The following is an 18,276-nucleotide window of genomic DNA, read 5'->3' as shown; positions in this document are numbered from 1 at the left end:
GTGCCCTTCTCTCGTTCTCACTCAGGGTTTCCGAGGCCGGCAAGAAGGGCCTTTCGGTCCACCTTGCCCGAGCCCGTCAGCGGCAGGCTGTCGCGCACGTGGATCTCTCCGGGCACCATGTAGCGCGGCACCTTGGTGACCAGGTGGTCGTGGCATGCCTGGGGGGTGCAGTCGGCGTCGGCCGGCACGACGAAAGCCACCACGACCTTCTCGCCGGATTCCTTCTCGCTCGTGGTGACGTAGCTCTGCTTGACGTACGGCACCTCGTTCATGAAGTGCGTGATCTCGCCGAGTTCGATCCGGAAGCCGTTGACCTTCACCTGGTCGTCCAGGCGGCCCTGGAAGACGACGTTGCCGTCCTCCCGGCAGAAACCGCGGTCTCCGGTGTGGTAGAGCACGACCTTCTCGCCGTCGATGTCGTACTCGACGTACTTCTTCTTCGTCAGCTCGTCCATGCCCAGATAGCCCGGGGACAGGCCGGGGCCGGCCAGGCACACCTCGCCGACCTCGCCGGGCGCGCACAGTGCGCCGTCCGCGACGATGTACAGCGACGTGTTCTGGATGGGCAGACCGATCGGCAGGGCGGATTCACCCTGCACCGAACTCCGGACGGGATAGTGCGTGGCGAACACCGAGCACTCGGTCGGTCCGTAGACGCTGACGACCTTTCCGTCGCCGTAGTGCTTCCGCGCCCTTTCGATGTGCCCCAGGGAATGCGCCTCGCCGCCCGTGAGGATCGTCCGCACGCTGTCGAGCGTGCCCGGGGCCTCGTCCACGATGACGTTGAAGAGGGCCGTCGTGATGAAGAGCGCCGTGACGCCGTTCCGCTCCACGAGCCGCTTCAGCTCCGAGAGCCGGATGTGGTCCGACGGGTAGAGCACGGACGTCCCGCCGTTCAGCAGCGCGCCCCAGATCTCGAAGGCCGCGGCGTCGAAGAACACCGATGCCAGCTGCGGGACGACGGCGTTCTCGTCGAGGGAGACGAAGGAGGGGTCGGACACCAGGCGGACGACGCCCCGGTGCCGGATCGGAACGCCCTTGGGGGTTCCGGTCGACCCCGAGGTGAAGACGATGTAGGCGAGGGAATCCGGATCGACCCGCAGGGAGGGGTTCTTCTCGTCGGCGTCCAGCGTCGGCGGGTCGACGGGCACTACCCGCAACTGTCCGAAGCGCGCCCTCAGTTCGTCCGGCGCGTCGGTCAGCAGGGCCGTACAGCCGGCCCGGTCGAGGATGCCGTTCAGGCGGTCGTCCGGCCAGGTGCGGTCGACGGGGAGGTACGTGGCGCCGCGCTTGATGATCGCCAGCATGGCGACGATCATCTCCGGCGAACGCTTGACGGACAGGCCCACGACGTGGCCGGGCTCCACTCCGGCAGCGGCGAGCCGCACGCTCAGGCTGTTCGCCAGGCCGTTGAGCTCGCGGTACGTGAGGGTGCGCTCCTGGTGGACGACCGCGACGGCCTCCGGACGGCGGTCGACGGCGGCCTCGAAGAGCTCCTTCAGGCTCTCCTCGGGATACGCGGCATCGGTCCTGTTGATCTTCCGATGAACAGACAGAGCCTCTTCCGAGAAGGCGATCTTATCCATCCACATTCCCCAGACGTGTGTTGACGATTCTTGTTACGTGCTCCGGGTGGCTGTCCACGAAGAAATGTCCGCCGGGAACTTCGACCAGCTCGCACTGCCGCGTGGTGAATTTCTGCCAGCCGTGCATGGTTCTCCAGCTGTCAATCGCATCGTCCGGGCTGTATATGGCGGTGATGGGAACGTCCACACCCGAGGTGTGACGGTCACCCCATATCTCGGCGAGCCGGATCTCGCTTCGTACGGTCGGCAGGAGCAGGCGCATCAGGTTCTCCTGCTCGAACAGCTCCGCCGGCGTGCCGCCCATGTCCGCCACCGCACCGCGGAAATCGCTCTCCGTCATCTGGTGCATGTAGGGGCGTCGTTGCGGCGTGTCGGGGCTCCGGCAGCCGGATACGAACAGCCGGCTCGTCTGCCCCGGGTACTCGGCCGAGGCCCGGTGGGCCAGCTCGTAGGCCAGCCGGCCACCGAAACTGTGCCCGTAGAAGGCGTGGCGGCGGTTCAGGTACGGCGAGAGCGCCTCGAAGGCGTCGTCCACCAAGGGCTGCCACTGCTCGTAGCGCGCTTCCTTGAGGCGGCGCCCCCGGCCGGGCAGCACCACGCACAGCACCTCGACGTCGTCCGCGATCCCGTCGCACCAGGCACGGAAGGTCTCGGGGCTCCCGCCCGCGTAGGGAAAGCAGATCAACGTCCCGGAGGGCTCTGCGACCGCCTTGAGGGTCATCACCCACTTGTCGCCCGCCGCCGCCACGCCCACCCCGTCAGTCCGACACCGAGTCGGCGGGCTTGGTGTTCCGCTGGATGCTGGCCACGATCTCCGCGATCTTGCTCGTGGTGAACAGCTCGTCCGCGGGGAGCGAGTCGTCGCCGAACTCTCGCTCCGCCCGCTCGATCAGCTTCACCGCGGTCAGCGACGTGCCGCCGGCCTCGAAGAAGTCGTCGGCCCCGTCGGTGACCCGCAGGCCGAGCTGCTTGCACTCGTCGATGACCCACGCCTGCAGCGTTTCAGTGGCCATGCGGTTGTCCGTGTCGCTCATGTGTCGTTTCTCCTAGTGCACCGGGAAGCGGAATCCGTTGACGGTGGTGTCGACGAAGCGGTTGTGGCCGTACCGGTCCTCACCGGAGACCAGCACGTTGCCGAACTTCTCGAGGCTGGCCCGCGCTCCGAACTCGTAGAGTTCGTCGGAGTACGGGTAGACCTTGACCTGGGTCGGGAGGTAGCGGGAGGCGAAGCCGAGCCGCATCTGGTCCGTCTTGCCGCTGTGCGGGTGCGAGGCGTGCATGAGCGTGGACCAGAAGAGGATGAACTGCCCGCGGCGCATGACCTGGGAGACAGCCTTGGACTCGTCGGGGGACCAGTCCGGGTCCTTCTGCAGCTGCCGGTAGTCGTAGCCGAAGAGGCCGCGCCTGACGCCGTCCTTCTCCACCTTGTTGATGACGTCCGGGTTGTACTCCATGATCTTCGACTCGTCGTAGTTCATGGACGTGTGCGTGCCCGGGATGAACTGGAGGCAGCCGTTGTCGACCGTCGCCTCGGTGAAGGCGGTCCAGGCCGTGATGGTGCCGCCGAACTCCGCGTCCTCCGGCCAGACGATGTGCGGGTGCTTGGCACCGTCGACGCTGGAGAAGTTGTCCGCCTGGTGCCAGTCCGTGCCCTCGTCACCCGGGTACTTGGGGAAGAGCTCGGTGCGCCAGCAGAGCGTGTCGGGGCCGAGGATGCTCGACACCCGGTCCACGATCTCGGGCCGGGTGATGTGCTCGGCGAGGAAGTCGACGTCGAGGTGGCGGTCGTAGCTGGCCGCCAGGTTCGTGTTGCCGGACTCCGTCTGCCCCCCGCTGTAGATGGACGTCTTGGTCCGGAGCAGCTTCGGCCTGATCTCCTTGAAATGGGCTTCCATCTCGTCTTCGGTATACAGGTCGAAGGGGCCGATGTAGCCGTCCCGGGCGAACTGTTCAAGCTCTTCGGCGCTCAGCGCGAACGTTTTTGTGCGAGCCATGGTTTCTCCTCGATCCTAATCGCGCTCGAAGACGTCGCTTGGAGCGGCACAAGGTCGGATACTTCGGGGTGCCGGCGGCTCGGCGGCCGACGCAACGCCCGGAATCGCAATCCAGGATTCCTCGCCGGACTTCCGGTGATCACGCTATCCACAGTTGCGGTATCCGCGCGAGGTTAGAGTCGCACCACGGCCTGTGAATTTCACATGCCCGGCGCGGTGTTCCTCTCTTCGAGCCGACGAGAGGAGTGAAATCCGGTCAGCGGGAACCGCTCTCCGCCGGCACGGCGTGGGAGGCCGGCGGGACGGCCGGTGCGGTGCCGCGGCGCCGCTCGGCGCGGTCGACGAGGCTGAGCAGCGGTCCCGTCATCGCCGTGGTCGCCAGGGCCATCACGATGAGGGCCAGAACCAGTTGGGCGGACAGGATGCCGGCGCGGTGCCCGGCCTCCAGCACGATCAGTTCGGTGAGGCCCCGGGTGTTCATCAGGGCCCCGACCCGGCAGGCCGCGGTGCGGCCCATGCCGCCCAGCCGGGCTCCGAGGTAGCCACCGGCCAGCTTGCCCACGCAGCCCAGGACCAGGGCGGCGGCGATCAGCAGCCAGGGCGCCGCGGAGAAGGCGCCGATGAGCACGGTGACGCCGGTGACGACGAAGAAGACGGGTGTCAGCGCCCGGCCGGCGCGCGACACGGAGGCCACCGGCCCGGCCCATACGGCCATGGTGTCACCGGTGATCGCCAGGCCGACCAGCGCGGCGCCGACGATGGCGGTCATGCCCAGGTGCTCGGTCAGCAGCGCCGTACCCAGCGCGGCCGCGCCGAGGAGGGTCGCGGAGGTCTTGGGCATCCGTACGCACAGCCGGCGCGCCGGCCCGGTGCGCAGCCCCATGCGCAGCAGGTAGGCGCAGCCGCCGCCCACGAGGAGCGCGATGCCGGATCTGCCCAGCCCCGAGAGGTTGCCGGCGCCGAGTCCGATGGCGAGCGTGAGCATGATCCAGCCGAGGCCGTCCATGGCCACGGCGGCGGCCAGGGAGAACCGCCCTTCCAGCGAGTCGCTCATGCCCCGGTCGCCGAGGATGCGGGACAGGACGGGGACCGCGGTGATGGACATCGCCACCGCGACCATCAGCAGGAAGGCGGGAAACGACGCTTCGCCGCGGGCCCCCGAGTCGCCGGAGACCTCGATGACGCCCACCAGTATCAGGCCGGTGACGAAGGGCAGCGCGAAGGCGCCGGCGACGAGGGCGGACAGGGTGCGCTTCGACGGTCCCTCCGAGCCCAGCGCCAACTTGTGGGCGAGACCGACCAGATAGAGGACGAGCCCGGTCTGGCCGACCAGTTTGAGCACCGCGAGCACGGAGGGCGGCAGCAGCATGTCGAACAGTTCGCGGTCGGCCAGCGCGAGCACGGCGGGGCCGATCAGCAGCCCGGCCGTGACCTCCCCGACGACTTCCGGCTGCCGGAGCCACCGGGCGCACGTCCGCCCCATGCGGGCCAGAAGCAGAACGACGGTGAGCGCCGCGATCACATGCAGCGCATGGGTCAATAACTCAGATATGTTCACGGGTTGTCTGGCCCTTCATGGCTGTCCTGTCGTGGAGAGGCAAAGGGGCCGGGCTGTCGCGACGCAGCGGGTGCGCCGGGACGGCTGGAGGGGACGCGACGTCCCTTGAGAGCGGCCCCGGCGCACGCGGAGTCCGCGTCGGCGAATGCGGGGTCAGATCCAGTTCGACTTCTGGGCGATCCGCAAGGCGTCAATCCTGTTGCGGGCATGCAACTTCGCCACCACGGACGAGAGGTAGTTGCGTACGGTTCCTCGGGAGAGGTGCAACCGCGCCGCGACCTCGTCGATCGTGTCGCCGCGGGAGATGTTCTCCAGCACGGCGAATTCCCGCTCGGTCAGCGGGCAGTCCTCGTTGACCAGGGCGGCGACCGTCAGCTCCGCGTCGAAGACCCTTTCGCCCTGGTGGACACGGTGGATGGCTTCGAAGAACTGGCGGGGCCGCATGCTTCGCTCGACGATTCCGCCGATCCCGGCGGCGAATGCCTGGCGGACGATCGACCGGGTGGACGACGTGACGAGCAGCATACTGCGACAGCCCGGGAGGCTCGCTATCTTTTCGGCAATGGAGATGGCGTCGCTGTCAGCGCCTTCTAAGCTGAGGATGACTACGTCGGGGCTGTGTAATTGGGCGAACTCCAGGGCGCTGAGGTTGTCCTCCGAGGATCCGACGACTCGGATGTCCTCGTGGCGCTCCAGCAGTGCTGTGAGCCCGAAACGCGATAGATGCAGGCCGTCGGACATGAATACATCGATTCTCACTCGTCCCCCAACGTAGATTGTCGATCATCAGCCAAGCCGTGTGGGCTGTCAGCCCTTCTGGTTCGCCGGCCGTCATCGTGAATCTCGCCGCCTGTCGGAACCCGCGGCGAGCCGACTCGTGGCAGGTAACTCGCGTCGAGACTAGCACTGGTGTGCGAAGGGCTGGCGGTGCTTTCTCCGGCGCCTTTCACCATGGTGAAAGTTGAAAGTCGCACCGGAATTACGGCATTCCGATACGCCTGGCGCGCAGGACCATAACCGCAGTGCACCGCTCGCGCCAAGGGTCGGACAATCCGGGCATGTCATCGCGAACACCCGTCGACTACGCGGCTGTCCGGGGCAGTCTGTGGTGTGGCGAGATGTCGATTTCAGCGGAGGCGACGAGTCCGAATGCCGCTTCGAAAGTCTTGCGCTCGGGCGTGGGGAACGAGATCTCGGCAGCTGGAGCTGCCGAAAGTGCCACCGACTACCGCCGCGACCGCCTGTCGCACGTCAACTCAGAAGTGCGGGGCCGGTGAGCGAACAGAAGATCACAACCTCGGCGAACATGTCTCCCCCATCTTCTACCCGTTAATGGCCGCCCACGCTAGCAGCGGCCAATCCGATTGTCACCCGACTCTCACGGGACGCATGCGCCGCCCTCGGAAGCAAGACACATCAAGATCACGAACTGCGGCTGGAGTTTTAACCGCAAGTCGTGAGAACTGCATATGCGAGAGACGGGGGCCGGCGTTGTAGCGTGCCGGTATCGGCCACTGTCCCGCCCGCTCACCTGATTCGGGCGTATTCGGGCGATCCTCTGCCCGTTCGCACGGCGTCGGGCGAATAGTCACGCGCGACGGCGCCGTGCCCGCCCGCCGTGCCCGCCGTGCCCGCCTTCGCGGCCGCCCCGATCGCACGGGGTCCGATGAGCGTCTGCTGACTACCTGGCCGGTGTGACCCGAGGAGAGTCTCGTGCCCATGGACCGCTTCATCCGCGCCTTGATCACATGGCAGGCGGGCGACCCACAGGCCCCGGCGCGCACGCTCACGGTCGACCAGGTGCGCCGGAGGTACGCCGAAAGCGCCGCCAACACGCGCCGTGACGCCACCCGGGAACCCGTCGCCGGCGTGACCGATCAGCGGATCGACGGCGTGGACGGCGGCTTCGGCGTGCGGACGTACCGGCCGGTGACCGACCGGGGCCGCCTGGTGACGTACCTGCACGGCGGCGGCTGGACCGTCGGCGACGTCGACACCCACGACACGGTCTGCCGCCGCGTCGCCGCCGCCCTCGGAGCGGTCGTGGTCTCCGCCGACTACCGGCGCGCGCCGGAGCATCCCTATCCCGGCCCCCTCCAGGACGGGACCGCCGCTGCGGAATGGGCGGCCGCCGCGTTCCCCGGCCGCGAGCACGTGATCGCCGGCGACAGCGCGGGGGCCGGTCTGGCCGTGGGGATCGCCCTGCACGAACGCGACCACGGGGACGTCGACTTCGCCGCGCAGCTGCTCGTGTACCCGCCGGCCGACCCGGAGATGAAGTCGGAGTCCATCCGCGCCTACGGCTCGGGTTACCTGACGGACGCCGACGATCTGCGCTGGTACTACGAGCAGTACGTGCAGGATCCGCGGCACAGCACCGACCCGGCGATCGACCTGCTCCGCGCCGATCTGCACGGGCTGCCGCCGACGGTGCTCGGTACGGCCGAGTTCGATCCGCTGCACGACGAGGGGGTCGAACTGGCGGCCCGGCTGGCCGCCGCCGGCGTCCCGGTGGAACACGTCCCGGGTCCGGGCCTGGTGCACGGCTACCTGCTCCTGACCGACCTCGTCCCGGCGGCCGCGGAGGCGACCACCGCGGTACTGGACGCGCTGGAGAGGACCCTCACGACGGCGGCGGACGCCCCGGGACGGGGAAACGAGCCACGCCGGGTCCCCCGCCAGCGCTCCTCCGGTTCCGGGGCCCCCGCCCCGAGGCCGCTCGGCGAACCCGGCGAAAGCCCGTCCGCCGACGCCCCCGTCCCGGCCGGCAACGCCGTTCCGCCGGGACCGTCCGACTCCTGACCTGGACCGCTCCTCGACCACACCGGCCCCGGCGGCCCGCCGTACGCGCGCGGCGGGCACCACGACGCGCCCGGTCGGCCTTCGAGGCCCCGGGCGCCGCGGCCCCGGGCCTCCCCGCCGAACTCTTCCGTGCACGACCGGCCGACAAGGAGATCCTGACGTGAGCACCACCGAACCGCAGCCGACCGCAGACGTGCGTACCGTTCCCGACGCCCTGCGGCTGTGCAGCGACAAACAACCGGACGAGACCGCCTTCGTCTATCTGCGCGACGGCGAGGTGCCCCACGAGACGCTCGCCTACCGCGAGCTCCACGAGATCGCCGGTCGGCGGGCCGCCGCCTTCGCCGCCGCCGGCCTCGCCGGCGGCAGCGCCGTGCTCATGTACCCCGCGGGCCTGGAGTTCGTCAGGACCGTCCTGGGGTGCATGTACGGGCGGGTGGCCGGTGCTCCCGTCCAGATGCCCCGGCGGCGTGAAGAGGTGGACCGGATGCGCCGGATCGCCGACGACGCCGGCACCTCGACCGTGCTGACCACCGCCGAGGACGCCCGCGACCTCCGGGAGAGGTTCGGCGACCTGCCCGCCCTGGACGGGCTCACCCTGCTGGCCACCGACACCCTCGAGTACGACGCGAACGCCCCGCAGCCGCCGCTGCCGAGCCCCGGGGACACCGCGCTGCTGCAGTACACGTCCGGCTCGACGGGGTACCCGAAGGGCGTGGTGGTCACCCACGCCAACTTCCTCGCCAACGCGGCCGAGACCGACGAGGCGTGCCCGTGCGAGCCCGACGGCACCGTGGTCAGCTGGCTGCCCCACTTCCACGACATGGGCATGCTCTTCGGCATCGTCATGCCCCTGTGGGCCGGCATGCCCGCGTATCTGATGGCACCCGAGGCGTTCATCCGCCGCCCGGCACGCTGGCTCGAAGCCATCGCCCGGTTCGGCGGAACGCACTCGGCGGCGCCCAGCTTCGCCTACGAGCTGTGCGCGCGGGCCGCCGCGGAGGGCAAGGCCGGCGCCGTGGGCGACCTGTCGCGCTGGCGGACGGCCGCCAACGGAGCCGAGCCGGTGCGCTGGGCCGCCCTCCGGTCGTTCATCGACGCGTTCGCGCCGTACGGCTTCAACCCACGTGCCATGAGCCCCGGTTACGGTCTGGCGGAGAACACGCTCAAGACCACCGCCTCCCGCGCGGACCAGGAGCCCACCGCGCTCTGGGTCTCCGCGGCGGCCCTGGGCGAAGGCGTCGTGCGGCCCGTCGGCGAAGACACCGAGGGCGCGGTCCCCCTGGTCAGCAACGGCGGTACGGCAGGCCGCACCCGGGTGCGGATCGTGGACCCCGGCACCCGGCGGGCGCTGCCCGAGGGACGGGTCGGCGAGATCTGGATCGACGGCCCCTGCACGGCCGCCGGTTACCTCGGGCGGGCCGAGGAGACCGAGGAGACGTTCCGGGCACGTCTCGTGGGTGAGGACGCGGCCTCCGACCGGCCTCATCTGCGCACCGGCGACCTCGGCTTCCTGCACGACGGCGAGCTGTACGTCACCGGCCGCCTGAAGGACGTCATCATCCGCAAGGGCCGGAACCACTACCCGCAGGACTTCGAGCTGACCGCCGAACGTGCCGTGCCGGGTCTGCACCCGAACAGCGTGAGCGCCTTCTCCTGCGACGACGGGGTGACCGAGCGGCTCGTGCTGGTCGTGGAGGCGGACGGCCGGCTCCTCAACTCCCCCGGCGCCGCGGCCGTGCGGGCGCGGGTGTACGAGGCGATACGGAGCGGTCACCGGATCACGCCGGACGACATCGTCGTCGTACGGCGCGGGGCGCTGCCGAAGACCTCGAGCGGCAAGGTGCAGCGCAGGGAGTGCAAGCGGCGCTACGAGCACGGCGAACTGCGGATCGCGGCCTCGGGTGTCGGCGCCGCAGCCGGAAAGGCGTAGCCGGTCGTCGATTTTCTCTGTGCAAAACGCACGGGGGAGCGTGTGAAATCGGCCTGTTGCAGAGCAATTGCAGACTGGTACCGTCGAGCCCGTTCCGGGGATTCAGGCAGGAGCCAGGGGTGTCCGCACATGGCGGACCCGAACCGTCGGCGCTTTCTTCTTGCTGGAGGGGTAGCCCGTGTCAGACCGAACAGAAGTCCCGGGCACACCCTGGGAAAAGGTGGCGGATTCCATCGAATTCGTGCCCGCCGAGTATTCGAAGAAGACCGAGTCGGAGACCGTGGCACAGGAGCTGCTGCGCTGCGGCCCGGCCGAGATCGACAGGCTGGTCGAGGCGTCTCTGCCGTTCGAGGAACGTGCCGGAGTGCGCTATTTCGACATGAACGACCTGTACAACCTCGGCATGTATTCACAGAAGTCGGACACGCAGCCGGAATTGACGTTCCGCATGCTGTTCCGGTTCGCCGGCCGTCCGGTCGAGCCGCTGCTGCGCCCGAAGTCCTGGGACTTCCGCGTCCGCCTGGAGTGCCCGGAGTGCGAAGGGCCCGCGCCCTGGCGCTTCGAGGCGCCCGACGTCGTCCGCTTCGGCGGAAGCATCACCGGCGGGGCGGCCCCGGAGCCGGGCTCCGGGACGGCCGAGTACGGGGCGACGATCACCACGACGGGCGCACGCACGCCTCTGGTCTCCCCCGAGCTGCGCACCCTGACCCACGACTACCTCGATGCCGGCTACCGCTGGCAGATGATCCCGGTCGCCATGCAGGCCGACTACAAGCTCGTGCACGAGCTGGGCTCGACCAGCTGCATCGCCGCGAGCCTGCTGCTGGCCGAGCGGTTCCGTGAGGCGGGGTACCGGGCCGAGGCGAAGCGGGGCTGGTTCTGCGGGGTGCTCGGCGGCGCCCTCGACCTGCCGCACGCGTGCGTGGAGGTGGAGGACGAGGACGGGGTCCTCAAGAGCGTCGACATCGCCAAGGCGCAGCTGGCCGCGCGGCTGTCTCCGGATACCAAGGACTTCCAGGAACTGTGCCTGGGGTCGACGTACAACAAGGTGATTCAGTCCACCGCTTCGGGTAACGCCTCCTTCGGTCACCACGAATGCGGTTCACCAGTGCCGGCCCATGTGCGCGCGGACATCCGATCGGCTCGTTGAAGCCGAATTATTTGCATCATTGTGCGGAAGGGCGAGTAAATGGCGGTGTCTGAGATCGAACCGATCGTGCTCGAGCTGGACCGGCTGGAGAGCATGGCCGAATCCGGGTATTACAACCCGTACACGATGTTCGACTGGCCTGACACGATCGAGCCGGACATGCCCTGGATGAGCGAGAGCCTCACCACGCTGGCGGGTACCCCGATGTGGGACGAGCTCACGCGTGAGCAGCAGCTCGCGCTGACCCGCTATGAGGCGATCAATTTCTTCAGCCTCAACATCCATGGAATTCGCGAACTCCTCAGCGAGGTCGTGATGCGCATCCACGAGAAGACCTATGCGGACGCCTCGGAGTTCCTGCACCACTTCATCGGTGAGGAAAACGAGCACATGTGGTTCTTCGCGCAGTTCTGCCTGCGCTACGGCGGCAAGCTGTACCCGGCGCAGCCGACGCTGAAGGCCGACTCGGTGCAGCACCTGTCGCCGGTGGCGCGCGAGCTCATCGTGTTCGCACGCATCCTGATCTTCGAGGAGATCGTCGACTACTACAACGCGTACATGGCGACCGACGAGTCGCTGCCGCACATCGCCCGTGAGATCAACCGGGTGCACCACCAGGACGAGAGCCGGCACGTCGCGTTCGGCCGGATGATCTTCACCAACCTGCTCGGCCAGGTGGTCAAGCGCGACCCGGACGAGGTGCCGGTGGTCGCCGAGTACCTGGAGAACTACCTCCAGTACAGCATCGCGACCCTCTACAACCCGGCCGCCTACCGCGACGCGGGGATCCCGGACGCGCTCGCGCTGCGCCGCCGTGCGCTGGAGCACCCGGCCCGGGTGGAGGCGCACGACCAGATCCTGAAGCGGACGAGGAAGTTCCTGTCGAAGGCGGGCGTGGGAATGGAACTGATCAAGTGACGGCCGAACCGATGCAGGCGGTGCGGGAGTTCATCCTGAGCCGCAACCCCAAGCTGGAGGACCTGCCCAGCGATCTGGACCTGATCGACAGCCGGGCCATCAACTCGCTGGCGTTCGTCGAGTTCATCTTCCTGCTGGAGGAGCTGACCGGCGAGCCGATCGATCCGGAGGACGTGGACCTGGACGACTTCCGCACGCTCGACGCGATCGCGGCGGCGTTCTTCACGAAGGAAGTGGCACGATGACCACAGCGGCGACCGACAACGGTCTGGGAGTTCTCGACGGAGGCCAGCTGCGACTGCTGCGGGCGTTCGACGCGCTGGTCCTGCGCTGGGCCGGCGACTGGGGCGCCCCGGAGTTCCGGTACCCGTTCCTGATGCGCTGTCAGGACCTGGACACCTTCGACTACTACGACAACTTCCCGCACCTGGGCTTCACCGCGACCCGGTTCGATCCCCAGCGCCTCGGCGCCCACCTGGGGCAGAGTTCCCGGCCGGTCGACCTGATGCCCACCGAGGTCATGGAGCCGACCGCGTTCGCGCTGCCCTCGGCGGCGTGCTACTCGATCTACCTGGACCTGGCCGGCTCCACGCTGCCCGCCGAGGGCACGCTGCGGACCACGGTCGGTACGTGCTTCCGCAACGAGGACCACTACCAGGGCCTGCGGCGGCTGCTCGGCTTCACCATGCGGGAGATCGTCTGCGTCGGGCCGGAGGAGGCCGCGAAGGCCCACCTGACCCGCGCCAAGGACACGGTGACGGCCCTGTGCGCCGAACTCGGCCTGGACCTCAAGCTGGAGGTCGCCACCGATCCGTTCTTCGACAAGAACGGCGGCAAGGCGAAGATGCAGCGGCTGTTCCCGGTGAAGGAGGAGTTCGTCGTCAACGGCGTGGCGATCGGCTCCGTCAACTACCACCGGAACTTCTTCGGCGAGCGGTGCGAGATCCAGGCGGGCGACGAGACGGCGCACACCAGCTGCCTCGCCTTCGGCCTGGAGCGCTGGGTGCACGCCCTGACCGACCGGTTCGGCACCACCGCCGCGGCGGTGTCCGCGCTGGAGGGCATCGGCTGATGCGCTCCACGGTGGCGGCGGTACTCGGTACCGAGGTGAGCCTACTCCAGTCGGGCATGGGCGGCGTCGCGGGCACGGAACTCGCCTGCGCGGTGTCCCGGGCCGGCGCGGCGGGCTGCGTGGGCGGGTACAAACTGGTCGGCGACGCGCTGTCGGCCCTACTGGAACGACTGGTCGCCGGCACCGACCGGCCGGTCGGCGTGAACCTGATCCCGGAGGTGGTCGGGCCCGAGGAGTTCGACCGCCAGCTGGCGCAGGTGCTCGCCGAGACGCCGCGGCACGTGTACGTGTCCCTGTTCGGCATGCCCGAGGACGCGGTGTTCCAACGGGTCACCGCGGCGGGACGGCACCTCGTGGTCCAGGTGGGGACCGTCGAGGACGGGGTACGCGCGGCCGAGCACGGCGCCGTGGTGGTGGCCCAGGGCATCGAGGCGGGCGGCCACCTGCTGGGCACCATGCGGCGGGACGAGCTGGTCGCCGCACTGCGTGACCGGCTGCCCGACGCCTGCCTCGCCGCCGCGGGCGGCATCGGCGGGCCGGCCGAGGCCGAGCGGGCCCTCGCCGCCGGAGCCGACGGCATCCTGCTCGGCACCGCGTTCGTCGTCGCGCACGAGTCGCGGGCCCACGGCCGGTTCAAGTCGGCGGTGACCGCGGCCGACGCGAGCGACACCGTGATCACCGACGTCTACGAGATCGGGTGGCCCGGCCGCAGGCACCGGGTGCTGGCGACGGCCGTGACCGCCGATCCCGGACAGCCCAGGAAGTTCATCGGCCGAACGGTGGTCGAGGGGAAGCCGTATCTGGTGCCGCGGTTCAGCGCGGCGGTGCCGACCGAGGCGACCAGCGGGCGGATCGAGGAGATGGCGCTGTACTGCGGCCGGTCCTGCACCGCGGTCTCCGCCGAAGCCTCGGCGGCCGACGTCGTCGCCGCGTACGCGGACGTGTTGCACGGTCCGCAGACCACAGAAACTCAGAGAAGGACGGAAACCCGTGTCGGACAGTGAAGCCCAGCAGCCGTACGACCTGACGTACCGCGACGACACTCCCCGCATACGCACCAGGGAGGGCGTCGAGCTCTACTACGAGTCCAGCGGTGAGGGCCCGGTCATCACCACGCTCAACAACTTCTTCCTCACCGCTCCGTTCTGGCGCGCGCACACCCAGGCGCTCGTGAAGAACCACCGCGTCGTGAGCTACGACCTGGCCAACCACGGCGCGTCCGCACGGCTCGACCGGGAGCCGACCTGGGAAGAGCACGCGGCGGACCTGATCGGGCTGCTCGACGCGCTGGAGGTCGACGCGACGTACCTGCTCGCCACGTCCTCCTCCTCGCAGCTCGCCAGGGACGTGGCCCTCGCGCACCCGGACCGGGTCAAGGGCCTGGTGCTGGCCGGACCGGTCTTCGGCCTCGAGGGCATGCGGCGCCACCGGCAGTTCAACCGCTCGTGGCTGCTGCTGATGCAGAGCCACGGCATGGCCGCCCTGTACACCCAGATCTACGCCCAGGTGATCAGCGGGCAGATGAACGAGGAAGGCGGCACGCCGGGATTCCTCGGCCTCCGGGAGAGTTTCATGGCGATGTCCACCCCCGAGGAGCTCGCCAACGGGATGGCCCTCGTCCAGACGGGCGACCCCAGTTCCACGCTGCTGTCCCGCGTGACCGCGCCCACCCTGCTCGTCATCGGGGACGACGACATGCTGCTGAACCCGCAGCGCGGCCACGAGGTCGCCGCACTGTTCCCCGACGGGCGCTGCGAGATCATCCCGAACGCCGGCCACGTGCCGTTCCTGGACGACCCCGAGGGCTTCGAGGCGCTCGTCGGCGCGTTCGTGGAGGAAGTGGAATCGCGTGCCTGACGTGGAGGCCGAGATCCGGCAGCGCATCCGCGGACTGCTGGTCGACCTGTTCGGCAGCGAGCGGTTCGCCGACGGCGTCCCCGACTCCGCCTCCCTGCGCGAGGCCGGACTGCCCTCCACCGGCCTGGTGAGCCTGTTGGTGGCGATGGAGGACGCGTTCGGGTTCGAGTGGGACGACGACGTCGAACCGGAGGCGCTGCGCTCGATCGACTCGCTGGCGCGGCACGTCCTGGCGCTGCGGAACTGAAGGGCACGGGGCCGTCCGGTGGCTGTCGCGTGGGAACCGCCGGCGGGTGTCGGTCCCGAGGCGTCGGTCGCGTTCCACCCGGTGGCGCGCCCCTACGGACCGGCTCAGCAGTCCGCGGCGGGGCGCCGCGCGGCCGCCGAGGCTCTCGCGGCCGCCGGATCGGCCGACCGGATCGTTCCCCGCGAGGCCGACGGGCGGCCACGCTTCCCCCGGGGCTTCGCCGGGTCCATCTCCCACACCGAGCGCCGGGCGGTCGCGGTGGTGGTCCCCGGGGCCGAGGCGGTCGGCGTCGACATCGAGAGCGCGGCCGTCAGTCCTCGCATGGCGGCGTTCGTCCTGTCCGAGCACGAGCGGCGCACGCTGCTCGCGCCGGCCGGCGGGTACACCGCGCGGGATCTGTTCACCGCGAAGGAAGCGGCCTTCAAGGCCCTGAGCAGCATGGGAAAGCTCGGCGATTTCACGTTCTGGCGGATCGGGCTGCGCCGGTCCGGCGACGGGCTGGTCGCCTCGTACCGCGACGAGCCGGTAGCGGTGTGGGTCGGCTCCTGGGCCGATCTGTCGTTCGCCGTGGCGATCCGGCGGTGAACGGCGCGGACACGTCCCCACATGCCCATGCGCCGGATGAAGGAGACGCATTGATGGAGAAAGCCACCGAACCGGAGGGAACCATGACGATCGAGGCCAGGCAGAACAGCGTGACTCGCGTGCTCAGCCACCTGCAGACACGCCAGCCCAATCTGGGGGATCTGCGTCACCTGTACGAGGGGACCGTTGCCAAGTACGACGGTGTACACGCCACTTTCGGTGACGGCTCCTCGAGAATGGTGCTGACCACCTACGACTACCTGGGTCTGCTCGGCGACGAACGGATCAACGAAGCGGCGAAAGAGGCGGCGGACTCCCTCGGGACGGGGTGCTTCGGCTCACGGGTCCTGGGGGGCAGTCTCGACCTTCACCGGGAGCTGGAGCGGGAAGTCGCCGCATGGGTGGGCAGGGCGGACGCCCTGGTGTTCAGCTCGGGCTTCGTGACGAACTACTCCGTGCTGTCCGCGATGGCCAAGCCCGGCACCTGGGTGCTCTCCGACGAACTCAACCACGCGAGCATCGTCGACGGATGCATGGCGGCCAAGACCCTCGGTGCGACCGTACGCGTCTACCGCCACAACGACATGGGCCACCTGGAGGAGCTGCTGCGCCAAGCGCCTGCGGACGCCACCAAAATAGTCGTGGCGGACGGCATCTTCAGTATGGACGGGGACGTCTTCGACCTTCCCGGCGCGTCCGAACTGTGCCGGCGCTACGACGCCCTGCTCTTCGTCGACGAGGCCCACAGCCTGGGCGTGATCGGGCCCAACGGCGGAGGCGTCGAGGACCACTTCGGACTGCCCGGCAGCGTCGATCTGGTCATGGGCACCCTCAGCAAGACCATCCCGTCCTCCGGTGGTTTCGTCGCCGGTTCGGAAGAGATCATCGCCGCGCTTCGGTTCTGCACGCGGGGGTACATGTTCAGCGGCGCGTCGTCCCCGATGGGAGCTGCCGCCAGCCTTGCCGCCTTGCGTGTGCTCCAGCAGGAGGGCGCTCAGCGCCGCTCCTTGCTGCAGCGGAACACGAACCACCTCCGAAGCCGTCTGCAGGACGCGGGTTTCAACGTCCCGAACGTCCTGGGGCCGATCACTCCCGTCATCGTGGGAGACGACTTCGTCGCCCTGGAAGGGACGAGGCTCTGCCAGGAGAAGGGCGTCTTCGTGCTCTCGGCGCTGCCGCCGGCGGTGGCCCCCGGTACCTCCCGCCTGCGTCTGAACGCGACGGCCGCCCACAGCCCGCAGGACATCGACTTCGCCAGTGACGTCATCATCGCGGCCCTGCGATCGGCCACTGAGCGGGCCGCAGTCTGAAAGAGACCGCGCCCGGTGTGCGCCCGGGCGCGGGAATCCGCGAGCCGTCCTCCTCGGCCCGGTGCCCCGGCGGCGTACAGAGGTCGCGGGCCGGGAGGGGAGGGCGGCTCGCACCCCTTCTGCGCCGTCACGTGACCAAGGGATCCCACCGGAAGTTGGTTCAGATGCATTCCAGAGCGCACATAGACCTCGCTTCCGAGGACTTCGGCGAGGGGGTCAGACGGCTCGATCCGCTGCACCTCGACGACGACCTCCGGCAACTTCCCAAGATGAACGAATCCGCGGACGTCGACGCGTTGGCGCGGGTCCTCGGCGATGCGCTCCCCACGGCGGAGAGCATCGCCGGTTTCACGCTGCCGGAATGCCTCGCCGCGATGCGCGACCTGGGCATGTACCTCGGCAGCCTCAGGAGGCACGGCGTGGTGGCCTTCGACGTCATCGCGGGCGCCACCGCGCCGTTCGAACTGCTGGGCCGGCGTACGGGCCTGATCCCCCGTGACACGGTCTACCACTACACGTGCTGGAACCCCGTGGGCGAGCGCGAGCGGCTCTACACCGGGCACCCGATGGAGCGCAGCCTCATCGGCGCCGTGCGCACCTGCGTACCGGAACTGGTGCTCGCCCTCGACGCCGGCCGCTCCCTGTGCGCCCTGGACCCGCGCAGTCCCGAGCAGGCCGACGACTGGGCGTGCCTCAACTCCCGAGTCGCGGCGGTCGACACGGCGATGCGGAGCGTCCTCGCGGGCGTCTCGCACGAGTTCTTCGCCCGCGAGCTCCGCCCGTACTTCGAGGACGTCCGCGTGGCGGGCCGCACGTACATGGGCCCGGCCGCGGCCCATGTCCCCCTCTTCCTGGTCGACGTACTGCTGTGGGCATCCGACCGGGGCAGCGAGGAGTACCTGGCGTTCTGTGACGAACTCGCCTCGCACACGCTCCCCGACTGGCGGGACCGGTACGCGGAATGGAGAGCGGTGCCGTCCCTGGCCTCCCGTTACGCCGCGGCCCTCGGAGCTTCCCTCTCGCCGGACGAGACGCGGCACGTACAGGCCGGCGTGCGGGCGTTGCGGGAGGCGCTCAGGACACTGGCCTCGTTCCGCGGCAAGCATCTGGTGATGGCGCGGCGCGCCTACCAGGAGGAGCTGCGGCTCTACGAACTGGGCAGCGGCGGGGGAAGCACGGACCTCCTCGACGAGATCCTCACCCTCACCCGGCAGAACCAGGCCGCGACCGGCTCGACCGCCGCGCAGTGAGGTCACTGTCACGA

18 protein-coding genes are annotated in these 18,276 nt (G+C 69.3%); 12 read left to right on the top strand and 6 right to left on the bottom strand.

The features are described 5' to 3' along the window. Window positions 1–17: 17 nt before the first annotated feature. The 6 genes from ABZ318_RS06400 to ABZ318_RS06375 all read right to left on the bottom strand — a co-directional run bounded on the left by ABZ318_RS06400 (window position 18) and on the right by ABZ318_RS06375 (window position 5,879). Window positions 18–1,586, bottom strand: coding sequence for an amino acid adenylation domain-containing protein (locus ABZ318_RS06400; protein ID WP_356901357.1), 1,569 nt, complete (start codon window positions 1,584–1,586; stop codon window positions 18–20). Then, window positions 1,579–2,340 carry an alpha/beta fold hydrolase gene (locus ABZ318_RS06395; RefSeq protein WP_356901356.1) on the bottom strand — a complete coding sequence of 254 codons (762 nt, stop codon included), beginning with the start codon at window positions 2,338–2,340 and terminating at the stop codon, window positions 1,579–1,581. Before ABZ318_RS06395 ends, ABZ318_RS06400 begins: the two co-directional genes overlap by 8 nt. 4 nt (window positions 2,341–2,344) lie before the next feature. Continuing rightward, entirely contained in the window at window positions 2,345–2,620 is a 276-nt protein-coding gene (locus ABZ318_RS06390; RefSeq protein ID WP_356901355.1) for a phosphopantetheine-binding protein, read from the bottom strand. A 12-nt stretch (window positions 2,621–2,632) separates the two neighbouring features. Further along, window positions 2,633–3,580, bottom strand: coding sequence for a chlorinating enzyme (locus tag ABZ318_RS06385; protein ID WP_356901354.1), 948 nt, complete (start codon window positions 3,578–3,580; stop codon window positions 2,633–2,635). A gap of 256 nt (window positions 3,581–3,836) precedes the next feature. Next, window positions 3,837–5,120 carry a cation:proton antiporter gene (locus tag ABZ318_RS06380; RefSeq protein ID WP_356901353.1) on the bottom strand — a complete coding sequence of 428 codons (1,284 nt, stop codon included), beginning with the start codon at window positions 5,118–5,120 and terminating at the stop codon, window positions 3,837–3,839. Window positions 5,121–5,291: 171 nt separating this feature from the next. Next, a complete protein-coding gene (locus ABZ318_RS06375; protein ID WP_356901352.1) occupies window positions 5,292–5,879 on the bottom strand; it encodes a response regulator transcription factor in 588 nt (195 codons plus the stop codon). Window positions 5,880–6,857: 978 nt separating this feature from the next. Here ABZ318_RS06375 and ABZ318_RS06370 point away from each other — a divergent pair. The 12 genes from ABZ318_RS06370 to ABZ318_RS06315 all read left to right on the top strand — a co-directional run bounded on the left by ABZ318_RS06370 (window position 6,858) and on the right by ABZ318_RS06315 (window position 18,262). Beyond that, window positions 6,858–7,940, top strand: coding sequence for an alpha/beta hydrolase (locus ABZ318_RS06370; protein ID WP_356901351.1), 1,083 nt, complete (start codon window positions 6,858–6,860; stop codon window positions 7,938–7,940). Between the two features lie 160 nt (window positions 7,941–8,100). Further along, window positions 8,101–9,873, top strand: a complete 1,773-nt coding sequence (locus ABZ318_RS06365; protein ID WP_356901350.1) for a fatty acyl-AMP ligase — start codon at window positions 8,101–8,103, stop codon at window positions 9,871–9,873. Between the two features lie 220 nt (window positions 9,874–10,093). Beyond that, window positions 10,094–11,023, top strand: coding sequence for a hypothetical protein (locus ABZ318_RS06360; RefSeq protein ID WP_356901349.1), 930 nt, complete (start codon window positions 10,094–10,096; stop codon window positions 11,021–11,023). Window positions 11,024–11,062: 39 nt separating this feature from the next. Then, window positions 11,063–11,941, top strand: a complete 879-nt coding sequence (locus tag ABZ318_RS06355) for a diiron oxygenase (protein ID WP_356901348.1) — start codon at window positions 11,063–11,065, stop codon at window positions 11,939–11,941. Further along, window positions 11,938–12,186, top strand: coding sequence for an acyl carrier protein (locus ABZ318_RS06350; RefSeq protein WP_356901347.1), 249 nt, complete (start codon window positions 11,938–11,940; stop codon window positions 12,184–12,186). Before ABZ318_RS06355 ends, ABZ318_RS06350 begins: the two co-directional genes overlap by 4 nt. Beyond that, window positions 12,183–13,013, top strand: a complete 831-nt coding sequence (locus ABZ318_RS06345) for a hypothetical protein (protein ID WP_356901346.1) — start codon at window positions 12,183–12,185, stop codon at window positions 13,011–13,013. Before ABZ318_RS06350 ends, ABZ318_RS06345 begins: the two co-directional genes overlap by 4 nt. Beyond that, window positions 13,013–14,017: a nitronate monooxygenase gene (locus ABZ318_RS06340; RefSeq protein WP_356901345.1), complete on the top strand. Its 1,005-nt coding sequence runs from the start codon at window positions 13,013–13,015 to the stop codon at window positions 14,015–14,017. Before ABZ318_RS06345 ends, ABZ318_RS06340 begins: the two co-directional genes overlap by 1 nt. Next, window positions 14,004–14,870: an alpha/beta hydrolase gene (locus ABZ318_RS06335; RefSeq protein ID WP_356901344.1), complete on the top strand. Its 867-nt coding sequence runs from the start codon at window positions 14,004–14,006 to the stop codon at window positions 14,868–14,870. Before ABZ318_RS06340 ends, ABZ318_RS06335 begins: the two co-directional genes overlap by 14 nt. After that, window positions 14,863–15,117, top strand: a complete 255-nt coding sequence (locus tag ABZ318_RS06330) for a hypothetical protein (protein ID WP_356901343.1) — start codon at window positions 14,863–14,865, stop codon at window positions 15,115–15,117. The genes ABZ318_RS06335 and ABZ318_RS06330 overlap by 8 nt, the downstream gene beginning before the upstream one ends. 18 nt (window positions 15,118–15,135) lie before the next feature. Next, on the top strand, window positions 15,136–15,702 hold the full coding sequence (locus ABZ318_RS06325) for a 4'-phosphopantetheinyl transferase superfamily protein (RefSeq protein WP_356901342.1): 567 nt from the start codon (window positions 15,136–15,138) through the stop codon (window positions 15,700–15,702). Then, a complete protein-coding gene (locus tag ABZ318_RS06320; protein WP_356901341.1) occupies window positions 15,699–17,012 on the top strand; it encodes an aminotransferase class I/II-fold pyridoxal phosphate-dependent enzyme in 1,314 nt (437 codons plus the stop codon). Before ABZ318_RS06325 ends, ABZ318_RS06320 begins: the two co-directional genes overlap by 4 nt. 164 nt (window positions 17,013–17,176) lie before the next feature. Then, on the top strand, window positions 17,177–18,262 hold the full coding sequence (locus ABZ318_RS06315) for a monodechloroaminopyrrolnitrin synthase PrnB family protein (RefSeq protein WP_356901340.1): 1,086 nt from the start codon (window positions 17,177–17,179) through the stop codon (window positions 18,260–18,262). Window positions 18,263–18,276: the final 14 nt, after the last annotated feature.

This window comes from Streptomyces sp. NPDC006197, from assembly GCF_040613865.1.
Lineage (GTDB): Bacteria > Actinomycetota > Actinomycetes > Streptomycetales > Streptomycetaceae > Streptomyces.
The sequence above is the reverse complement of the archived record's forward strand: the minus strand, read 5'-3'. Positions and strand labels throughout refer to the sequence as shown.